The sequence below is a fragment of the Synechocystis sp. PCC 7509 genome, from assembly GCF_000332075.2.
GTDB lineage: Bacteria > Cyanobacteriota > Cyanobacteriia > Cyanobacteriales > Chroococcidiopsidaceae > Aliterella.
This window is the reverse complement of record NZ_ALVU02000001.1, coordinates 3,250,377-3,271,340: the sequence shown is the minus strand read 5'-3', so window position 1 is coordinate 3,271,340 and position 20,964 is coordinate 3,250,377. Positions and strand designations below refer to the sequence as shown.

The window sequence follows — 20,964 nt, the reverse complement described above, 5'->3', positions numbered from 1 at the left end:
ATCGCGCCCATAGTAGTTGCTAGACGAGTAACGGGAGGGTTTGCCTTGATAGACTCCCTCAAGCGTCACGGCGTTGAGCATATTTTTGGCTATCCCGGCGGCGCGATTTTACCCCTTTATGACGAGCTTTATAAAGCTGAAGCCCTCGGCGGTATTCAGCACATTTTAGTTAGACACGAACAAGGGGCGGCTCATGCGGCGGATGGTTATGCTCGTGCGACGGGAAAAGTAGGCGTGTGTTTTGCAACTTCCGGCCCTGGAGCAACAAACCTAGTTACAGGCATTGCTACTGCGCAAATGGACTCGATCCCGATGGTAATTGTGACCGGACAAGTAAGTCGCGCGGCGATCGGCACAGATGCTTTTCAAGAAACCGATATTTACGGAATTACGCTGCCGATTGTCAAGCATTCCTATGTAGTGCGCGATGTCAAAGATATGGCGCGGATTGTGGCTGAAGCATTTTATATTGCTAGTAGCGGCAGACCGGGGCCGGTTTTAATCGATGTCCCCAAAGATGTTGGTTTAGAGGAATTTGAGTATGTGCCTGTAGAACCAGGTACGGTTAAGTTGCCGGGGTATCGTCCCACAGTCAAAGGTAATCCCCGTCAAATCAATGCGGCTTGGGAATTAATGCAGAATTCGCGTCGCCCATTACTGTATGTAGGCGGGGGGGCAATTGCTGCGGGCGCTCATCATGAGATTAAGCAAATTGCCGAGTTATTTAATATCCCCGTCACAACAACACTAATGGGTAAGGGTGCTTTTGATGAAAATCATCCTTTGGCTTTGGGAATGCTGGGAATGCACGGCACGGCTTACGCTAATTTTTCCGTTAGTGAGTGCGATTTATTAATTTGTATAGGGGCAAGGTTTGACGATCGCGTTACGGGGAAACTAGACGAATTTGCCTCTCGCGCTCAAGTTATTCACATCGATATCGATCCGGCGGAAGTTGGCAAAAACCGCGTCCCTGAAGTGCCAATTGTGGGAGATGTCAAGCAGGTACTAATCGATTTATTGGCTTTATGTCAAACTAAAGGCGATCGCGTTTGTACCCCAAATCAAACTCAAGAATGGTTACACCGCATTAATACTTGGCGACGAGACTACCCTTTAGTTGTGCCTCATCATGCCGATAGTATGTCGCCTCAAGAAGTAATTTTTGAACTAGCGACTCAAGCACCAGATGCTTACTACACAACGGATGTGGGACAACATCAAATGTGGTCAGCACAGTTTTTAAAAAATGGACCCCGGCGCTGGATTTCTAGCGCTGGCTTGGGGACTATGGGTTACGGTTTGCCGGCGGCAATGGGCGCAAAAGTAGCATTGCCTACCGAAGAAGTCATTTGTATTAGTGGCGATGCTAGTTTTCAAATGAATTTACAAGAATTAGGTACACTTGCACATTACGGCATAAATGTCAAGATAGTAATTATAAACAATGGTTGGCAAGGAATGGTACGCCAATGGCAGCAGGCATTTTATGGGGAGCGTTATTCATCGTCCAATATGGAGCCAGCAATGCCCAACTTTGAAATGTTGGCTCAGGCTTACGGGATTAAGGGAATAACAATTAGCAGCCGGGAAGAATTGCCAGAGGCGATCGCCCAAATGTTAGCGCACAATGGCCCAGTGTTGATAGACGCTCACGTTACTAGAGATGAAAACTGCTACCCAATGGTTGCGCCTGGTAAGAGCAATTCACAAATGATTGGTTTACCGGAGATTGTCAAGTCCGAACAAGTAGAGCCAGTTTACTGTAGTTGCGGCGCTAAAAATTTGAGTAATAATTTTTGTCCTGAGTGCGGCACTAAATTGTAAAAGGGCAATTTTAGCTTAATTAAGAATCGGCGAGTAACTATTTACCCGCCGATTTTTTTAATCAAAAAGTTTTTTTGTAATTCAAGCCGTTAGCCTAGGTACAAAACTTTTTAATATTAGTTAAGTGCGATCGGCAACGGGTTTAAACTTCTCCATTACTGCCTTGCGGATTGATTGAAACTCTACATCTATAATTTTTTCTTCGGCAGGGTCTGCACCATAAATCCTTGCGCTGTTCCAGGTTACATTTACACAAATAGTCCCCGATCTGCTAGCACAATAAGGTGTAGTTAATTCAGTATTTAATGTGACATCTCTCCGACTTCGCTGTTGTAGTAGGCATGGGTTTCTCCCTCTGGGGGCATAACTATAATATCTCCACGCAATAGCTCGACGGATTCGCTGTCAAAAAGCTCCGCAGAAATCGCCTGATGGTAGCGTTCAATTGTCCATTTGTAGGTAGTGACACTCATAGCAACCCAATCTAAAAACCCTTAGATGTCTTTAGTATGGCTTGGGCGATCGCTTATTTTTAGGAAAATATTATTGATTTTTTTCCCTAAAGTGCGATCGCCCGTTGACCTAATTTAGGTATAAGAATTTATACTTACACCAAGTATTTAGAACAGCATACTTTTACAAAAAAATAAAAATTGTTTCCTTAGAGTGGGGAAAACCGTACTGCTTGTAGCTATCATCATAAGACAGCCAGAAATGTAGCCTATGCTAAAATCAGCGTACTGGCACGACTCAGGGGAACCAAAAACGCTATGTTTGAACGCTTCACAGAAAAAGCCATTAAGGTGATCATGCTGGCCCAGGAAGAAGCCCGCCGCCTGGGTCACAACTTCGTAGGAACAGAACAGATCCTCCTGGGTCTGATCGGCGAAGGAACGGGCGTAGCAGCAAAAGTCTTGAGGTCAATGGGTGTCAATCTCAAAGATGCTCGGATTGAAGTAGAAAAAATTATCGGTCGTGGTTCGGGCTTTGTCGCAGTGGAAATTCCATTTACGCCACGCGCGAAGCGAGTTCTAGAACTATCTCTAGAAGAAGCACGACAATTAGGACATAACTATATTGGCACAGAACACTTACTACTAGGCTTAATCCGCGAAGGAGAAGGCGTAGCGGCTAGAGTATTAGAAAACTTAGGCGTAGACTTATCAAAAGTTCGCACCCAAGTAATTCGGATGCTAGGAGAAACCGCCGAAGTTAATGCCGGGTCGCCGTCAGGACGAACCAAAACACCCACATTGGATGAATTTGGCTCAAACTTGACGCAAATGGCAGCCGATGGCAAGCTAGATCCGGTAGTTGGTCGTGCCAAAGAAATTGAGCGCGTAATTCAAATATTGGGTCGGCGGACAAAAAACAACCCCGTATTGATTGGCGAACCCGGCGTTGGTAAAACTGCGATCGCTGAAGGGTTAGCTTCACGAATTGCTAATAAAGATATACCAGATATCCTCGAAGATAAGCGCGTAGTTACCCTCGATATTGGATTATTGGTAGCTGGGACTAAATATCGCGGTGAATTTGAAGAACGCCTGAAAAAAATCATGGACGAAATTCGTTCGGCGGGGAACGTGATTTTGGTGATTGACGAGGTGCATACTCTCATCGGTGCGGGCGCAGCCGAAGGCGCTATTGACGCGGCAAATATCCTCAAACCAGCCTTGGCAAGAGGAGAATTGCAGTGTATTGGTGCAACAACTTTAGACGAATACCGCAAGCACATTGAACGCGATGCTGCTTTAGAACGCCGCTTTCAACCTGTAATGGTGGGCGAACCCTCGGTAGATGAAACTATTGAGATATTGTTTGGTTTACGGGAACGCTACGAGCAACACCACAAACTAAAAATCTCTGATGAAGCTTTGTTTGCCGCCGCTAAACTATCTGACCGTTACATAAGCGATCGCTTTTTACCCGACAAAGCTATCGATTTGATGGACGAAGCAGGCTCTAGAGTGCGGTTAATTAATTCAGCACTTCCACCCGCCGCCAAAGATTTAGACAAAGAATTGCGTAAAGTCTTAAAAGAAAAAGACGACGCAGTCCGGGGACAAGATTTTGGTAAAGCTGGAGAATTGCGCGATCGTGAAATGGAAATCAAAGGCGAAATCCGCGCCCTATCGCAAAATAAAGCTAATACCACCCGCCCAGATGGAGAAGATGCCCCCGTCGTTACCGAAGAAGATATTGCCCATATCGTTGCTTCTTGGACAGGTGTACCCGTTAGCAAGCTGACCGAATCGGAATCCGAGAAGCTGATGCACATGGAAGACACCCTGCACCAGCGTTTAATCGGGCAAGAAGAAGCAGTTAGAGCGGTTTCTAAGGCTATTCGCCGCGCTCGTGTGGGCTTAAAAAATCCCAACCGACCGATCGCAAGTTTTGTCTTCTCTGGCCCTACTGGAGTAGGAAAAACCGAGTTAACTAAGTCTTTAGCGGCTTATTTCTTCGGTTCGGAAGACGCGATGATCCGGCTCGATATGTCGGAATATATGGAGCGTCACACCGTATCCAAGCTAATTGGTTCGCCTCCAGGGTACGTAGGTTACAACGAAGGCGGTCAGCTAACAGAAGCTGTACGTCGTCGTCCTTACACGGTGGTGCTGTTTGATGAAATTGAAAAAGCCCACCCCGATGTATTCAATATGCTCTTGCAGATATTGGAAGATGGGCGGTTAACGGATGCTAAAGGTCGCACGGTAGACTTCAAAAATACCTTGCTGATTTTGACTTCTAACATCGGTTCTAAGGTGATTGAAAAAGGTGCGGCGGGTTTAGGTTTTGAATTGGCTCAAGACGTGGCAGAATCCCAATACAACCGGATTAAGTCGCTAGTTAATGAAGAACTTAAGCAATACTTCCGTCCAGAGTTCTTAAACCGACTAGACGAGATTATTGTCTTCCGTCAGTTGACTAGAGACGAAGTGAAGGAAATTGCCGATATCCTGCTCAAGGAAGTATTCAATCGTCTAATGGAAAAGGGTATTACCTTAGACGTTACCGAACGCTTCAAAGATCGCTTGGTAGAAGAAGGATACAACCCCAGCTACGGAGCAAGACCATTGCGCCGCGCCATTATGCGCTTGCTGGAAGACAGCCTAGCTGAGGAAATTTTATCGGGTCGCGTCCGCGATGGCGATACGGCGTTGGTTGATGTCGATGAAACGGGAATAGTTAAAGTAGTTTCCGAGCCGACAACCCGCGAGTTATTACCCCAAGGTGTTGATTTAACTAAGGGTGCGTAAGTTTAGTTACAAGCTAACCGAGGCATAACTATAAAAGCGGTAGAGTATTTAATGCTCTACCGCTTTTTTTGAGAATAAAAGGTCGAAACTGTAATTTATGGCAACTAGCATTTTTGAGCGCAATAATGTCAAAGTTTTGGGCAAAGGCGAACAAACATTAATTTTTTCCCACGGTTTCGGCTCCGATCAAACAGCTTGGCGACATCAAGTAGCCGCCTTTGCGCCCAAGTACCGGATTGTATTATTTGACCATGTGGGCGCGGGAAAATCAGATTTTAATGCTTATAGTCCCCATCGTTACAGCAGCCTTTATAGTTATGCGGAAGATTTGTTAGATTTGTGCGCCGAGTTGAAGCTAACTAAGTCTACTTTGATCGGTCATTCGGTGGGGTGCATGATTGGTTTGTTGGCGGCTTTGGTTGAAAGTAATCGCTTTAGTAAGCTAATTTTTCTGAGCGCTTCTCCCCGTTATCTCAACGATCGCGAATATGTCGGCGGATTTGGACGCACCGATTTAGATAGCTTGTACGCGGCGATGTCTTCTAATTACTATAGTTGGGCTAGTGGTTTTGCACCCTTAGTTATGGGTAATAGCGATCGCCCAGAATTGGCTCAAGAATTTGCCAGAACTTTAACCGAGATTCGCCCAGATATCGCCCAAGCTGTAGCACGAGTAATTTTTGAATCCGATCATCGCCAAGATTTGCCGCGCTTGCAAGTCCCCACACTAATTTTACAACCCAGTCACGATCCTGCCGTACCCGAAGAAGTGGGGCAATATATGGCAGATAAAATTAAGCATAATAAATTTATCCCCATTGCTGCGGAGGGACATTTACCTCATCTCAGTGCGCCGGAAGTCGTTACAAAAGCGATCGCATCATGGCTTGGCGAATAAATATCCAACGGTGGCAATTGCGCCATCATCCGAACTTGTTACCAACCTTTACCCCAGCATTACTAGGATTAGTGTTGCTGTTGGCGATTTTGGCACTATTAGATAACTGGACAACTAGCCAAATTTTCGGATTGGTATTTTTGCTCTTTTGCTCAATGTTGCCCTTGTCTGCTTTATCTGTGGGGTTAATATTCCTCATCCTGGCGGCTAGTCTCGGTAGCGGATTATTACATCTAATTGAATTAGGTGTGACTTCTTTGAGTAGTGTTTTTTTAGCCCAGTTTTTACGGCGCATTGAGTGGCGATTGGCTTCTCAATCGGTGCTTTCAAGCTTAAGCGATGGCGATCCTACGCCGATTACATTAATTACTAAAGCAATCAAATTATTGCTTAACTTTGCCCAAGCCGATGCAGCGATCGCTTTACGCCAAATTGACGATCTTACCGCCGTGGCGATCGCCCAATTTCCCCAGAATGCCTTACCCAATTCTTTGACAAATCCCGCTTTGTATGCAGAGGCTGTAAATATTAACCAATGCTTGTATTACCATAATTACTCCTCAACCCCTAACGCTGCTCGTGTATTAATCGCTCAAGGGGCTAAATCTGTGGCTGTATTGCCCCTAGTATCCGTCGATGGCAGGAAAGGAGCAATTTTATTAATTTGGCATCAACCTACGCAGATTTCCGCCTATTTAAAACGATTTATTGACTCAATACTTGGGCATCTACGCACCCTTTTAAAATTTAACGATTTAACTACTAGCCTTGACAAGCTACAGGCGCGTTATGAGGCAATGCTAGAGACAATTCATCAGGGCGTTGTATTTGTCGATGAAAGCGGCGAACAGGGGTGGATTAATCAAGCGGCGGCGCAGCAATTGCAATTAAATCCTGGCTATGTAGAACCACCAATCCTTGCTCAAGCAATGGCTGCTTTACGCAAAAGTGCGGAAAACCAAACCGAAATTGCTGCCCAGGCACAACAGTTTTTTAGCCAACCTCAAAGCGAAATCCGTAACTGGAATTGGATTATTGGCGGTGAAAAGCCCAAAGTTTTGAGTGTTTCTAGTACCTCCACTCGCACGGGCGATGTTCCAGGTAGACTATGGCTATTTGATGATATTAGCGAACAATACTTTGGACAACTGGCGCTAATTGCCAGTACCAAAGCCTTAGAAAAAGCTAAAGTGGCGGCGGAAAGTGCCACGCGCCTTAAAAGCCAGTTTCTTGCAAATATGAGTCACGAAATTCGTACTCCTATGAATGCCATTGTCGGCTTAACAGATATTTTGTTGACTATGCAATTGACTCCGCAACAGCAAGACTTTGTAAATACAATTCAAAGTAGTAGCGATACTTTATTAATGCTGATTAACGATATTCTGGATTTGTCAAAAATTGAATCTGGAAAATTAGAGTTAGAGCAATACTCCTTCAATCTCCGAGATTTTGTCGAAGAATCCCTCGATTTATTAGCTTTTAAAGCCGCAGAAAAAAACATTGAATTAGCTTACTTAATCGCTCCGGAAGTACCTAATTTACTGGTGGCAGATGTTATCCGCTTGCGACAAATATTAGTCAACTTGCTGAGTAATGCCGTTAAATTTACATCTACTGGCGAAGTGATAGTTTTAGTTACAGCCCGCAAACTGCAAACACCAAAGAAAAATACAATTGATACTCATTACGAATTTAAGTTTGCAGTTAAAGATACAGGGGTAGGGATTCCGCTAGAAAGACAACATCGCTTGTTTAAGTCTTTTAGTCAAGTAGATTCTTCTACTACCCGTCAGTATGGAGGTACAGGGCTGGGACTAGCAATTGGCAAGCAATTAAGCGAAAAAATGGGCGGTCAAATGTGGTGTGAAAGTCAAGCAAATTGCGGCTCTACATTTTATTTTACAATTATTGCTCCGGCGGCAGCTAATTCTCAAATTCTTGTTGAGCAAGACGAGTTGCAATTACAAGGAAAAAAGGTATTAATTGTTGATGACAATGGTACTAATAGACAAATTTTAATCCTTCAAACCCAATTTTGGGGAATGATGCCGCAGGCAGTAGAATCGGGTAACGAAGCTCTCAAATTGCTGCAAAAACAAAGTTTCGACTTAGCAATTTTAGATATGCAAATGCCGCACATGGATGGATTAACTTTAGCTATAAAAATTCATGAATATTTACCCACAAAAAATCTACCTTTAGTTTTATTGACATCCATTGATAAAGGTCAGATAGAAAAGCAAGCAAGAACAAACGCCAACTTTGCCGCCGTTATTAGTAAACCAATTAAACAAATTCATTTGTGCAATGTTTTAAATCAAATTTTAAATAACAAATCTGTAATTTTAACTACCCCAACTTTGCCACGACAAAAAACCACTCCCATCGTTGCCTTACCCTTAAGTATTTTGCTGGCGGAAGACAATATCGTTAATCAAAAAGTAGCCTTACACTTGCTGCAACAATTGGGCTACGCTGCCGATGTCGCCAAAGATGGATTGGAAGTATTGGCGGCGCTAAATCATCAACATTACGATGTGATATTGATGGACGTACAAATGCCAAAAATGGACGGTTTGGCAGCTACGCGCCAAATTATCGCCAGTCATAGAGTGCGCCCGCGAATTATTGCCATGACTGCTAATGCCATGCAAGGCGATCGCGAAGAATGCTTAAATGCTGGCATGGATGACTACCTTAGTAAGCCCATCAGGTTAGACCAATTAGCCGCCGCCTTGAGTAAGTGTCAACACGCAGCTACAGAGCCTTCTAGCCCCATTGACGCGAACATTATTGCCGAATTTAAAACTATGGTGGGGGAAGATGAGGCGATCTTAATAGAAATTATTGAATGTTACTTAGAAGATGCTCCTCAATACTTAGAAACAATTAGTAGGGCGATTTCTCAACAAGATGCTGCCGAATTACGCCTAGCAGCTCATACTTTAAAGTCTAGTAGTGCCACAATAGGCGCAACAAATTTAGCAGCTATGTGTCAAGAATTGGAAACCCTCAGCCGTACAAGTCATACTGAAGATGGGTTAGAAAAACTGCCGCAACTACAAGCCCAATACGAACAAGTCAAGGCAGCCTTGCATTTTTTTGTCAGCCAGTACCGCAAGTCGTTATGAATTTTTTAGAATTAGCAGCAAATCGTCATTTAGTTTTGATTGTTGATGACGATAGATTTATGCGCCTTCAGCTACGCCGAGCAATGGAACAAGGCGGTTATACAGTAGTAGAGGCAGAAAATGGCGAACAAGCTTTAGCTTCCTATATTAAATTGCAACCGGATATTGTGCTGCTAGATGCTTTAATGCCTGTGATGAATGGGTTTGATTGCTGTCGGCAAATGCGTTGTCTTCCTAGTAGATTTCACACTCCCATACTAATGATTACAGCATTAGAAGACCCGGAATCGGTAGACTTAGCTTTTGAAGTCGGGGCGACAGATTATGTAACTAAACCGATTCATTGGGCAGTATTGCGCCAGAGAGTGCGCCATCTACACCAATCAAGTCAAGCAATGGTGCAGTTAGAAGTTCAAAAAGAAAAGTCCCATCTCAAAGCCGAACAATTGAAATTAGCCCTAGAATCGGCGGGAATGGGTACTTGGGAGTGGAACTTATTAACCAATGAAGTTATTTATAGCGAACAACTAAAACCAATATTTGGCTTAACTTCTAGCTCAAATTACCGCACCTATAAAGCTTTATTAAACTGTCTCCATCCTGAAGATCGTCCCGCCGTTGCTGAGTTATTAGCCCAAGCAATCGAGCAAAATCGCAACTTTAGCCATGAATTTCGGGTTATTTGGGCTGATGGTAGCATTCATTGGGTAGCAAATCGAGGTCAAGTTTATTACGAAAACGATAAACCGATGCGGATGTTAGGTATAGCAACCGATATTACCGCCCGTAAAACCGCCGAACAGGAGCGCTTAATATTACTTGCTCAAGAGCAAGCGGCGCGAGCTTCGGCGGAAATTAGCCGCAATCAAATTAAAAATATTATTGAAAGTATTACCGATGCCTTTTTTGCCTTAGATAAACAATGGCAATTTACTTATGTCAATCACCAAGCAGAGTTACTTCTACAAAAAACGCGATCGCAATTACTAGGCAAAAATATTTGGCAAGAATACCCAGAATCTGTAAACCTAGCTTTTTACAAGCAGTATCACCAAGCTGTAGCCCAACAAGTCAGCGTTGAATTTGTGGAATTTTACCCACCGCCGCTAAACGCTTGGTTTGCCGTCCACGCTTACCCCGCAAGAGATGGACTATCAGTTTATTTTCAAGACATTACCGAACAAAAGCAAAGCGAAGTTCAATTATATGAATCGCAAAAGCGGATGCAATTACTCTCAGAAGTGACGCTAAAAATTCGCCAGTCTTTGCAAATAGATGAGATTCTTCAAACGACTGCTACTGAAGTATTGAACTTGTTGCAAGCTGACCGAGTGCTGATTTTTCGCTTGCTTAATAACGGATACGGGCAAATAGTTGTAGAAGCAATAACGCCTGGGTGTGCTTCGGTAGTGCAGAAAAATATCACTGATGAATGTTTCCAGTCAGAATATTTAAAAAAATATAGTCAAGGACGAATTTATACCATCAACGATATCGAAAAAGCCCAGATCGAACCTTGCTTGGTAGAATTTATGCAAAGCTTTGGAGTCAAAGCTAAGTTAGTAGTGCCAATTTTGCTAAAACAAGAGCTTTGGGGATTGACAATTATCCATCAATGTAGCAAGCCCCGCAAATGGAAAAACTTTGAAATTGAAATTTTACAACAACTAGCCAATCAAATTGGGATAGCTTTAGCTCAAGCTCAACTATTGGAAGACGAAAGCCGTCAGCGCCAAGAACTTTTGCGATCTAACGCTGAATTACAAGAATTTGCTTATATTGCTTCCCACGACTTGCAAGAACCACTGCGGAAAATTCAGGCTTTTGGTAATCGCTTACAATCACAATTTAGCGAAAAATTAGGCGATCGCGGACAAGATTATTTGGAGCGGATGCACAACGCCGCCGAACGAATGCAAACTTTAATTAATGACCTATTAGCTCTTTCCCAAATAACTACCAAGGCACAGCCCTTTGTAAAAGTCGATCTGGGCCAAATAGTTCAGGAAGTATTACTAGACCTAGAACTACAAATTGAGCAGACGGGCGGGCGTGTTGAAGTGGGAGAGTTACTCACAATTGAAGCCGATCCATTGCAAATCCGCCAACTAATCCAAAATTTAATTACTAATGCCCTAAAGTTTCATTGCACCGCCGTCAAACCTGTAGTCAAAGTTAACAGTCAAATGCTACAGATGGAACAGGGAGCAGTAGAAAAATTGGTAGTTACTCATTGTCAAATTACTATAGAAGATAACGGCATTGGTTTTGATGAAAAATATCTAGATCGCATTTTCAACATTTTTCAACGCTTGCATAATCGCAGCGAATACGAAGGTACGGGAATGGGACTAGCTATTTGTCGCAAAGTTGTAGAACGTCACGGTGGCAGTATTGCCGCCACAAGTGCGCTTGGACAAGGAGCAAAATTTATTGTGACGCTCCCTATAAAGCGGGATAAGGAGAAAAATTAGCGTGAGTCATCGACCAGTAATAACAATTCTTATGGCTGATGATGACGAAGACGACTGCTTGCTAGCACAAGAGGCTTTAGCAGAAAGTCGTGTAGCCTTTAGCGTTTTACACTTTGTTAGAGATGGCGAACAGTTGATGGATTATTTATGGCATCGTGGCAAGTATAGCGACCTTAGCATTTCACCGCGTCCGGGGCTAATTTTGCTCGATCTCAATATGCCTAAAAAAGACGGACGCGAAGCCTTAAAACAAATTAAGGCGGATGCAAGTTTGCGGCAAATTCCCGTTGTGATTTTAACTACTTCAAAAGCTGAGGAAGATATTTATCGCAGCTACGCTCTGGGGGCAAACTCTTTTATTACTAAGCCTGTAACTTTTAGTGGTTTAGTTGAAGTAATGAAAACGCTTGGTAAATATTGGTTTGAAATCGTCGAACTACCGTTGTAATCGGTTGGAGATAATTTATGGATAACCAGCTAGTTAAAGTTTTGTTAGTTGATGATGATGAGGATTACTATGTGCTAATCGGCGACTGGTTGACCGAAGCAAGGGATGATAAGTTTCAGTTGGAATGGGTATCAACTTACAATGCCGCAATTACAGAAATTTCTCAACAGCGACATGATGTTTATTTGCTTGATTACCGTTTGGGAACTCACAACGGCTTAGAATTACTGCGCGAAGCGATTTCTAGTGGTTGTACTGCGCCGATAATTATGCTTACAGGGCAAGGTCAACACAAAATCGATTTAGAAGCAATGCAAGCGGGAGCAGTAGATTATTTAGAAAAAGGTAAAATTGACTCCGCAGCTTTAGAAAAATCTCTGCGCTACGCGATTGAACGCAAACGCTCTGAGCAAAAAATCCGCGAACAAGCAGCTTTACTTGATATTGCTACCGATGCGATTTTGGTGCAAGATTTGCAGGGCAAAATCTTGTTTTGGAACAAAGGCGCAGAACACTTGTACGGTTATTCAGCAACCGAAGCTGTGGGCAGCTTTGTCAGTCGCTTTGGGCATGAAGACAATTTACCCCAAATGCAGGAACTAGCTAAGGCAATTTTGCTCTCTAACGGTGCTTGGCAGGGGGAATTAGAGCAAGTAGGCAAAGAAAATAAAAAAGTTGTCGTTGAAAGTCATTGGACGCTAGTACGCGATCGCACAGGGCAACCAACATCAATTTTAGTTGTCAATACCGACATTATCGAAAAAAAGCAACTAGAGGCACAGTTTTTACGCGCTCAACGTCTAGAAAGCGTGGGAACTCTAGCAAGTGGCATTGCTCACGATCTTAACAATGTGCTTGCGCCAATTTTGATGTCAGTGCAACTATTAAAAATCAAGTTCCCCGAACCCCAGCATCAGCCTTTGCTGAAAATGCTAGAAAGTAATGTTAAACGCGGTGCGGGATTGATTAAGCAAGTTTTATCGTTTGCGCGCGGAATTGAAGGCAAACGGGTAATATTGCAAATCAAACATTTAATTTTAGAAGTTGAGCAAATAGTTAGAGAAACTTTCCCTAAATCCATTGTCTTTTCTACAGATGTAGATTCTAAATTGTGGACGGTCTTGGGAGACGCTACGCAACTGCATCAAGTATTGATGAATCTTGTTGTCAATGCTTTAGACGCGATGCCTAATGGCGGAACTTTGAAAACTAGCGCCAAAAATATATATATTGATGAAAACTATGCCCGATTGCATATTGACGCTCAACCGGGGTCTTATATTACAATTGCGATCGCTGATACGGGAACTGGGATCGCGCCGGAAGTCCTGGCAAGAATTTTTGAGCCATTTTTTACAACTAAAAATATTGGCGCAGGTACGGGACTTGGTTTATCTACAGTTTTGGGTATAGTTAAAAGTCATGGTGGTTTTATTCAGGTGTATAGCGAACTAGGACAAGGGACGGAGTTTCAAGTTTATTTACCCGCCATCCAAGCCACTGCTAATCAAGAAAGTTCCGACTCTGACTTACCTTTGGGACGGGGAGAATTAATTTTAGTGGTAGACGATGAAAGTGCGATTCGAGAAGTTACCAAAACATCTTTAGAAGTTTATAATTACAAAGCCATCACTGCTTGTAATGGCAAAGAGGCTGTAGCTCTATATACTGAGCATCAAGCAGAAATTAGTGTAGTCTTAACAGATATGATGATGCCCGTTATGGATGGGCCGACTACTATCCGCACTTTGCAACAAATTAATCCTGATGTCAAAGTTATTGCTATTAGCGGACTTAGTTCCAGTGAAAAGTTAGCCGCCGCCGCTAGTAGTGGAGTAATAAACTTTTTATCAAAACCCTTTTCAGCTAAGGACTTATTGCAAACACTAAATAGTGTCCTCAACGCCAACTAATCATTTAAGCTTTCCCGCTACTCATTAAGTATAGTAATGCCATTCGTACCGCTACACCGTTAGTTACTTGCTGGGAAATTAAACTTAAACGCGGGTCATCCATCAAATCAGAACTAATTTCTACACCACGATTTACAGGACCAGGGTGTAAAACTTTAACGTCAGGTTTGCATAGTTGCAAGACTTCGCGGGTAATGCCAAATAATTGTTGATATTCCCGCAAACTCGGCAATAAATGGCTCGTCATTCGCTCTTTTTGCAATCGCAACGTCATGACAAAATCGGCATCAATGAGGGCGTTTTCTAGATTCCAGTGCAAAAATAACTTACCAGGTCTATTTTTACCAAACTCTGTAAATAATTGCGGTAAAAGCGTTGGAGGCGCTGCTAAATGAACCTCTGCGCCACTTGCGGTTAAACTCCAAATATTCGACCTTGCTACTCTTGAATGCAAAATATCGCCGACAATGGCAATTTTTTTGCCTGCTAGTAATTCTAAACGTGGCTGTTCGGGTTCTAGGACCGTACAAATAGTAAATAAGTCTAGTAAAGCTTGGGAGGGGTGTTCGTGTTGACCGTCTCCGGCGTTGAGTACGCCTACTTTTACTCCTAGTCTATCCATTTCCGATGCGATCGCACTAGGGACACCTGCTTCTTTATGGCGAATCACCATCATATCTGTACCCATTGCCAAATAAGTCTTAGCTGTGTCTAAAATTGTCTCGCCTTTAGACAAAGAAGAAGTAGCGGACGCAAAATTGAGAGTATCAGCAGAAAGGCGTTTAGCTGCAAGTTCAAAACTGCTACGAGTGCGGGTGGATGATTCAAAAAATAAGTTTGCAACTACTTGTCCTTGCAACGTTGGGACTTTTTTAGTGCGCCGTGTCAGCACTTCCCCAAAACTTGCCGCAGTTTGCAACACTGTATTGTATTCGTCGCTAGTGAAATCCTCTAGAGACAAGACATGGCGACGAGTCCAAGTATTAGTAGTCATGATTTGGGGTAAAAAAACTAGAGTCTAAATAATTGATTCTCGCCGCCGGATTGAGCGCCGCTAATACTTGAGCGCCATAACTGCGATGCAGAATACGACTATCTAATAATGCTACTACACCTTGATTTTCTCGTAATGGTGCGATCGCTCTTGCTAATTCGGTTAAAGCTTTCGGCAATAAATACAAGCGAAACCAATCTAAATGCGACTTGCGATAATAATCTACTCTCCCCGCAACTAAGGGGTTTTCTAACGATGGTAAAGGTAAAGTAGAAACAACTAATAATTGCGGTGCGGGTAAAACTTCTTGATGCTGCTTCCAAAATTCCCAACCGCTCACTAAAATACCGTTGTCATCCAAACAAGTTTTTTCTACCTGTACTCTTGAACCAAATTCCGCCGCCAAAATCGTCCCAACTTGAGCTTTTAGCGGCACATCTCCCACCAAAATCACGGTTAATCCTAAACTTGCGGTCCTTAACCTTAGCAAAGAGTGGAGTTTATCAACCAGGGCGCTTTGATATTCGGGGGTATTGGGTAAAGGTAAGCGATCGGGAATGTATAGTTGAATTAAGTTAGTTTGGCGATCGTCGGAAAATTTTAAACTCGTTACATCTTCTAACCCAATAGATTGCCGAAAAATTGGCGCGGTAGCTTCCTGTTCTATCGCACTACCAACTAAAACCACTGGTTGCTTAGACCAAACGGGGGCAAGACTTTCAGCAACTTGTACCGGAGACGAATGTAAGGAAAATAAGCCGACTGGCCGCACCACACGGGCGTAGAGTAATTGATTAGCTGATTGCAAACTTTGCCCAAACTTTACCCAAGCTGGGGGTAAACAATAGCTCTCTAAACCTGCATACAAACTAACTAAAATCTCTCTTTCTTCGGGGGAGATTAAATAACACTCATAAGGATTTGAGGGACGTTGAAAGATAAATTTAGCAATTTTTACTCTAGCCGTGCGGATAGCTTCATTTTGCCAAGGACAATCCAATATAAGTTCGTCCCAGTTTTGGGAATTAATGCTAAAAGTTAATTGCAGGCGTACCCAATCTTCTAAATCGTCCACGCCATCAATGATTGTGGGGATATTAGGAGGAAAGGGCGGAGTCTTTTGCTCTAACTGCGCTGATAGCCAACTAGAAGGGGATGTAATAAATAAACCTTTAAAGTTATTATCATCTGGAAAGCATTCCCCTGTACGGATAGCTTTATTCGCCCCTAACCACTCTTGCAACCTGGGAATTTCTATGTCTTTAATGCGCTGCTGTACTTTTTCTTCGGCAACTAATACGACAGGTTGATGCCACATTAAAGCGGGTGCAAGATAACTAAGACGATAACGCCCTTGATAACCACTAGCTGCGCCTACCTGCATTAAAGCACTGCGTCCGACGCGGAAAGCTCTAGCTACAAGCCGCGCCATAGTTAAATGATGCGACCAAGAAGGGGAAGAATGCGATCGCAAAAAATTATGTAATGAATAGTGTACTTCTGCTTCAATCACAAATTCCGTCTCATAAACAGCTAGGTCTTGCTTGTTCTAGCATCGCCAGTTCTATTATTGTATGAAAGTCAAAACAGAAATAAGTTTTATCCCCAATGCCAACTTATACAGGAATTTCTAGCGAAGCTTTCCGTCATCCCCTTGACCGTCAAGCGGAGCAAAGTTTACGCAGTTTACCGGGATTCGATTTAGTTGCGGGTAAATTTGTTGAATTTGTCTACGAACGTCCGCAATTTATCTATCATATGGGCAATAGCATTCAAGTAGGGCCGCGCCAGTATTCTAGCGTTTACCAAATGTTCCGCGAGTGCGTGAGAGATTTAGATATTTCCCCCGAACCCAATTTGTTTGTTTCTCAAGCGCCTTTAGTCAACGCCTACGCCTTGGGACAAGAGTATCCTTACGTTGTTTTAAATACCGGATTATTAGATTTACTCAGCGAAACTGAACTAAAAACCGTCATTGCTCACGAACTAGGTCATCTAAAATGCGGTCATACTTTGCTAATTCAAATGGCAATTTGGGCAATTACTACCGCCTCTTTTATCGGTCAAAGAACCTTTGGTTTAGGGAATCTGCTCGGTACGGGTTTAATATATGCTTTTCACGAATGGCAACGCAAAGCCGAATTATCGGCAGATAGAGCCGCTTTATTGGTCATGGACGAGCTAAACCCCGTAATGAATAGCATGATGAGGTTAGCAGGCGGTAGTAATAAGTACGCCAACGAATGTAGCTTAGATGAATTTGTGCGTCAATCGGAGAAATATCAAAACTTAGATAGCGATAGTTTGAACCAAGTGTACAAATTTATCCTTTATAATAATTTCTCTCAAGGTGTGTTTATGACGCATCCTTTTACAGTGGAACGTTTAACTTTTATTCAAGAATGGGCAAATTCCGCAGAGTACCAGCAAATACGTCAGGGAAATTATTGCAGGTCAACTGCTGTTAATGTAGAATCAACCGCCCCCGATGACCAAGTAGATGCATTACGTAAAGAAATTGAAGACTTGCAAGCAGAAATTGAAGAAATAAAGCGATCGCAATCTAACCAGTAAACAAGCTCATTATCTAGATTTAACAACCTATTAACCTATGTCTTCCGACCAAAACCAAACTCAAAGTGCTTCCAATCTAGATGAACTTCGCGCCGCCAGACTAGAGAAAGTCGCCCAACTCCAAGAATTAGGGATAAATCCTTATGCTTATAGTTGGGAATCAACCCACCATGCGGCGCAACTCCAGGAAACCTATGCAGAGTTGATTAGTGGTGAGGAAGTAGATGTTATAGTTGCGATCGCTGGCAGAATATTAGCACGGCGTGTTTTTGGTAAGCTGGCTTTTTTCAGTCTGCAAGATGAAACGGGAACTATTCAACTATATCTAGACAAAAATCGTATCTCCCAAAGCATGGCAGATATCGATCCTGATGCTTTTAACCATATTAAGCAACTAACTGATGTGGGAGATATTATCGGCGTTAAAGGGACAATTAAGCGCACGGAGAAAGGCGAATTATCGGTTTATGTGAATCAATACACCGTCCTTACTAAGTCGCTTTTACCCTTACCCGACAAATGGCACGGATTGACCGATACAGAAAAGCGTTATCGTCAAAGGTATGTAGATTTAATTGTTAATCCCCAAGTTAGACAAACTTTTCGCCGTCGCGCTCAAATAACCGCAGGATTACGGCGGTATTTAGACAAATTGGGCTTTATTGAAATTGAAACCCCCGTATTGCAATCCGAAGCTGGGGGAGCGGATGCGCGTCCATTTGTTACCTATCACAACACTCTAGAAATGGAATTGTATTTGCGGATTGCAACGGAATTACACCTAAAGCGGCTAATTGTGGGGGGATTTGAAAAAGTCTTTGAATTAGGGCGAATTTTCCGCAACGAAGGCGTTTCTACAAGACATAACCCTGAATTTACAACCATCGAGCTATATCAAGCGTATGCAGACTACTTTGATATGATGGCATTAACCGAAAATGCGATCGCAACTGTCACCGAAGAAGTATTAGGTACATTGCAAATTAACTATCAAGGTCAAGAAATAGACTTCACTTTACCTTGGCGCAGAGTCACCATGCACCAAGTAGTAGAAGATGCCACAGGCATAAATTTTAATACTTTTTCTACCTTCACAGAAGCAAAAGCCGCTACAGAAAAGGCAGGAATTGCCGTTTCTCCCGAAGTAAATTCTATTGGACGCTTGCTAAACGAAGTCTTCGAGGAAAAGGTTGAGACAACATTAATTCAACCTACCTTTATCACAGATTATCCCGTTGAAATATCACCTTTAGCAAAACCCCATCGTTCGCAACCCGGCTTAGTAGAACGTTTTGAGCTATTTATAGTAGGTAGAGAGACAGCAAACAGTTTTTCTGAGCTTACAGACCCCATCGAACAACGTCAACGCTTAGAAGCGCAAGCAGCACGTAAAGCCGAGGGAGACTTAGAAGCACACGGAGTAGACGAAGACTTTTTGACCGCCTTAGAATACGGAATGCCACCTACAGGAGGTTTAGGAATAGGCATAGATCGTTTAGTAATGGTATTAACAGATTGTGCCAGTATTCGAGATGCGATCGCTTTTCCCTTATTAAAAAGTTCCAGCAGCTTCGTCAAAGAGCATGAATACAACGCCGCAACCCAAATATTAACTATAAAGTTCAACAATGGCAGCATCTACAAATACCAAGATGTTCCAGCAAGTATTGCTCAAGGATTGGAAACTGCAACATCAAAAGGACAATACTTTAATGAAAGTATTAAAGAGAAATATGCTTTTGACCAAGTGCGTTTGAGTGGTGGTTAGTGATGACGAAACGGCTAGAAAGGTTACAGCAACTTCAAGACATACTTATTTCTCGTGCAACAGGTGGTGACACTGGCGACGAAGATTATAAAAAGCTCCGTATAGAGTTTCTGAGAGATAGCGCCGTCAAAGATCATCTTCCTCAATTCGTGATAAATCATAATGAACTCTCAAAATTCTGGGGCTTCATCCAACCAAAATTCAAAACCTATAAAGAACGACGAGTATTCATATGGGATGAATTTGCTTCATTAATTGCGTTTCTGGAGCAAAACATTGTTGAGGCTCAACCAGCCGATGACAACATTTCTGCTATTTTGGTCAACTTTGATGCTGAACACGTTCACATTGCTTGGCAAAAAGCACTCGAACGGCGTAATAAAGATCCAGAAGCAGCGATTACTATGGCACGTACATTAATTGAATCAGTTTGTAAACACATTTTGGATGAAGCAGGTATACCTCACACTGATAAAGATGATTTACCTAAACTGTATAAAAAAACTGCTAAACAACTCAACATGGCTCCTGAGCAGCATCAAGAAGAGGTCTTCAAACAAATTCTTGGTGGTTGCCAAACCATAATCGAAGGTCTTGGGACTTTACGCAATAAGCTTAGTGATGCTCATGGTAAAAGCAAAAAAGCTATTAAACCCTCTGTTCGCCATGCTGCGCTTGCAGTTAACTTGGCAGGTTCAATGGCAGCGTTTTTAATCGCAGCTTGGCAGGAACGCACATTCAAAAACAACAGTTAAGACTTCCCTGTATAACAAGCTTCGTGGTTAATTAAATGCGATTACGCTTACCGATACTAGATAAATTGGTGGGAAATGCGATCGCAGATACGCATTAGAGCAAAGCTTAGATGACTACGCAATAATATAAGCAACCCAATTAGTATTGCCTAGACTTTAATGCAGTTTGAATGGGATGAAGCGAAGAATCTAGAAAATATTCGCAAACACGAGATTGACTTCGCCGATGTCTCCAAAATGTTTGATAGTCCAATGCTAATTGAGCCAGACACTCGTTTTGACTATGGCGAAGATCGTTGGTTCGGGATCGGTTTCCTCGGTAACGGGATCGCGGTTGTTGTTTGGACAGAACGACAGAATAACGTAATGCGAATTATTTCAACACGAAAGGCAAATCGATATGAACGACAAAGACTTGAGCAATACCTCTCGGACTAACTGGGAAGCACTGGAAGCGATGACAGATGAGGAGATTGATTACTCCGACATTCCACCATTAACGGAGGAGTTCTTTGAAAAAGCAACGTTGAGAATTCCTGCAAACCTTGCCCATAGGTTAGTTCAGATCGATCCAGAGGTTTTAAAGTGGTTTCAAGCTCATGGTACAGAATACCAAACTACGATCAATTCAGTCTTGCGTCGTTATATAGAAGCTGAAGATAGTAGCTTTGCTTTATGAAAGATGAATACGATTTTACTCAATCAGTTCAAAATCCCTACTTTAAAAAGCTAAAAAAACAGGTAACGATTCGGCTTGAGGAGGAAGTGGTAGATTATTTTAAAGGCATCTCTGAGGAAACGGGAATTCCTTATCAAAGCCTGATAAATCTCTATCTCCAAGACTGTATGCGATCGCAAAAGAAGCCATCTTTAGAGTGGGTGCAAAACGGGTAACAAAGACTTGTAGTTGATTACGTGC

The 20,964-nt window shown here is 42.7% G+C and carries 16 protein-coding genes; 13 read left to right on the top strand and 3 right to left on the bottom strand.

The features are described from left to right. Positions 1 to 1,827 (top strand): biosynthetic-type acetolactate synthase large subunit, encoded by a 1,827-nt coding sequence (ilvB, locus tag SYN7509_RS0216405; protein ID WP_202807342.1) that lies wholly within the window; start codon positions 1 to 3, stop codon positions 1,825 to 1,827. A gap of 302 nt (positions 1,828 to 2,129) precedes the next feature. Here ilvB and SYN7509_RS29820 read toward each other — a convergent pair whose 3' ends face one another. Then, a complete protein-coding gene (locus SYN7509_RS29820; protein ID WP_009632307.1) occupies positions 2,130 to 2,300 on the bottom strand; it encodes a Uma2 family endonuclease in 171 nt (56 codons plus the stop codon). A 297-nt stretch (positions 2,301 to 2,597) separates the two neighbouring features. Between SYN7509_RS29820 and SYN7509_RS0216400 the strand changes: the two genes are divergently transcribed. From SYN7509_RS0216400 to SYN7509_RS0216375, 6 genes are all read left to right on the top strand, one after another. Next, a complete protein-coding gene (locus SYN7509_RS0216400; protein ID WP_009632308.1) occupies positions 2,598 to 5,087 on the top strand; it encodes an ATP-dependent Clp protease ATP-binding subunit in 2,490 nt (829 codons plus the stop codon). A gap of 97 nt (positions 5,088 to 5,184) precedes the next feature. Beyond that, positions 5,185 to 5,985, top strand: coding sequence for an alpha/beta fold hydrolase (locus SYN7509_RS0216395; protein WP_009632309.1), 801 nt, complete (start codon positions 5,185 to 5,187; stop codon positions 5,983 to 5,985). Next, on the top strand, positions 5,970 to 9,119 hold the full coding sequence (locus SYN7509_RS0216390; RefSeq protein WP_009632310.1) for a hybrid sensor histidine kinase/response regulator: 3,150 nt from the start codon (positions 5,970 to 5,972) through the stop codon (positions 9,117 to 9,119). Before SYN7509_RS0216395 ends, SYN7509_RS0216390 begins: the two co-directional genes overlap by 16 nt. After that, positions 9,116 to 11,593: a response regulator gene (locus SYN7509_RS26185; RefSeq protein WP_009632311.1), complete on the top strand. Its 2,478-nt coding sequence runs from the start codon at positions 9,116 to 9,118 to the stop codon at positions 11,591 to 11,593. Before SYN7509_RS0216390 ends, SYN7509_RS26185 begins: the two co-directional genes overlap by 4 nt. A gap of 1 nt (position 11,594) precedes the next feature. After that, positions 11,595 to 12,041 carry a response regulator gene (locus tag SYN7509_RS0216380; RefSeq protein WP_009632312.1) on the top strand — a complete coding sequence of 149 codons (447 nt, stop codon included), beginning with the start codon at positions 11,595 to 11,597 and terminating at the stop codon, positions 12,039 to 12,041. A 17-nt stretch (positions 12,042 to 12,058) separates the two neighbouring features. Continuing rightward, positions 12,059 to 13,954, top strand: coding sequence for a hybrid sensor histidine kinase/response regulator (locus SYN7509_RS0216375; protein ID WP_009632313.1), 1,896 nt, complete (start codon positions 12,059 to 12,061; stop codon positions 13,952 to 13,954). A gap of 4 nt (positions 13,955 to 13,958) precedes the next feature. Here the strand turns inward: SYN7509_RS0216375 and SYN7509_RS0216370 are convergent, their stop codons facing one another. Together SYN7509_RS0216370 and SYN7509_RS0216365 are read right to left on the bottom strand one after the other, a co-directional pair. Continuing rightward, the gene (locus SYN7509_RS0216370) at positions 13,959 to 14,948 is read right to left on the bottom strand and encodes an aspartate carbamoyltransferase catalytic subunit (protein ID WP_009632314.1); all 990 of its coding nucleotides are present in this window, start codon (positions 14,946 to 14,948) and stop codon (positions 13,959 to 13,961) included. Beyond that, complete coding sequence (locus SYN7509_RS0216365) at positions 14,938 to 16,461, bottom strand: helicase C-terminal domain-containing protein (protein ID WP_009632315.1); 1,524 nt, start codon at positions 16,459 to 16,461, stop codon at positions 14,938 to 14,940. Before SYN7509_RS0216365 ends, SYN7509_RS0216370 begins: the two co-directional genes overlap by 11 nt. A gap of 95 nt (positions 16,462 to 16,556) precedes the next feature. On the opposite strand from SYN7509_RS0216365, the gene SYN7509_RS0216360 reads away from it, so the two are divergent. The 6 genes from SYN7509_RS0216360 (at position 16,557) to SYN7509_RS0216335 (ending at position 20,939) form a co-directional block, all read left to right on the top strand. Further along, positions 16,557 to 17,522: a M48 family metallopeptidase gene (locus tag SYN7509_RS0216360; protein WP_009632316.1), complete on the top strand. Its 966-nt coding sequence runs from the start codon at positions 16,557 to 16,559 to the stop codon at positions 17,520 to 17,522. 37 nt (positions 17,523 to 17,559) lie between these two features. Next, on the top strand, positions 17,560 to 19,290 hold the full coding sequence (lysS, locus tag SYN7509_RS0216355; RefSeq protein WP_009632317.1) for a lysine--tRNA ligase: 1,731 nt from the start codon (positions 17,560 to 17,562) through the stop codon (positions 19,288 to 19,290). A gap of 2 nt (positions 19,291 to 19,292) precedes the next feature. Then, positions 19,293 to 20,045, top strand: coding sequence for an abortive infection family protein (locus SYN7509_RS0216350; RefSeq protein WP_009632318.1), 753 nt, complete (start codon positions 19,293 to 19,295; stop codon positions 20,043 to 20,045). A gap of 159 nt (positions 20,046 to 20,204) precedes the next feature. Further along, positions 20,205 to 20,483 (top strand): BrnT family toxin, encoded by a 279-nt coding sequence (locus SYN7509_RS0216345; RefSeq protein WP_009632319.1) that lies wholly within the window; start codon positions 20,205 to 20,207, stop codon positions 20,481 to 20,483. Then, positions 20,446 to 20,724, top strand: coding sequence for a BrnA antitoxin family protein (locus tag SYN7509_RS0216340; RefSeq protein ID WP_009632320.1), 279 nt, complete (start codon positions 20,446 to 20,448; stop codon positions 20,722 to 20,724). The genes SYN7509_RS0216345 and SYN7509_RS0216340 overlap by 38 nt, the downstream gene beginning before the upstream one ends. Next, on the top strand, positions 20,721 to 20,939 hold the full coding sequence (locus SYN7509_RS0216335) for a BrnA antitoxin family protein (protein ID WP_009632321.1): 219 nt from the start codon (positions 20,721 to 20,723) through the stop codon (positions 20,937 to 20,939). The genes SYN7509_RS0216340 and SYN7509_RS0216335 overlap by 4 nt, the downstream gene beginning before the upstream one ends. The last annotated feature ends 25 nt before the right edge of the window (positions 20,940 to 20,964 follow it).

Coding starts and splice junctions, on each gene's coding strand:
- SYN7509_RS0216345 (WP_009632319.1), top strand. CDS start 20,205: ATGCAGTTTGAATGGGATGAAGCGAAGAATCTAGAAAATATTCGCAAA.
- SYN7509_RS0216395 (WP_009632309.1), top strand. CDS start 5,185: ATGGCAACTAGCATTTTTGAGCGCAATAATGTCAAAGTTTTGGGCAAA.
- lysS (WP_009632317.1), top strand. CDS start 17,560: ATGTCTTCCGACCAAAACCAAACTCAAAGTGCTTCCAATCTAGATGAA.
- SYN7509_RS0216335 (WP_009632321.1), top strand. CDS start 20,721: ATGAAAGATGAATACGATTTTACTCAATCAGTTCAAAATCCCTACTTT.
- SYN7509_RS0216370 (WP_009632314.1), bottom strand. CDS start 14,948: ATGACTACTAATACTTGGACTCGTCGCCATGTCTTGTCTCTAGAGGAT.
- SYN7509_RS0216390 (WP_009632310.1), top strand. CDS start 5,970: ATGGCTTGGCGAATAAATATCCAACGGTGGCAATTGCGCCATCATCCG.
- SYN7509_RS0216360 (WP_009632316.1), top strand. CDS start 16,557: ATGCCAACTTATACAGGAATTTCTAGCGAAGCTTTCCGTCATCCCCTT.
- SYN7509_RS0216375 (WP_009632313.1), top strand. CDS start 12,059: ATGGATAACCAGCTAGTTAAAGTTTTGTTAGTTGATGATGATGAGGAT.
- SYN7509_RS26185 (WP_009632311.1), top strand. CDS start 9,116: ATGAATTTTTTAGAATTAGCAGCAAATCGTCATTTAGTTTTGATTGTT.
- SYN7509_RS0216350 (WP_009632318.1), top strand. CDS start 19,293: ATGACGAAACGGCTAGAAAGGTTACAGCAACTTCAAGACATACTTATT.
- SYN7509_RS0216340 (WP_009632320.1), top strand. CDS start 20,446: ATGAACGACAAAGACTTGAGCAATACCTCTCGGACTAACTGGGAAGCA.
- SYN7509_RS0216400 (WP_009632308.1), top strand. CDS start 2,598: ATGTTTGAACGCTTCACAGAAAAAGCCATTAAGGTGATCATGCTGGCC.
- SYN7509_RS29820 (WP_009632307.1), bottom strand. CDS start 2,300: ATGAGTGTCACTACCTACAAATGGACAATTGAACGCTACCATCAGGCG.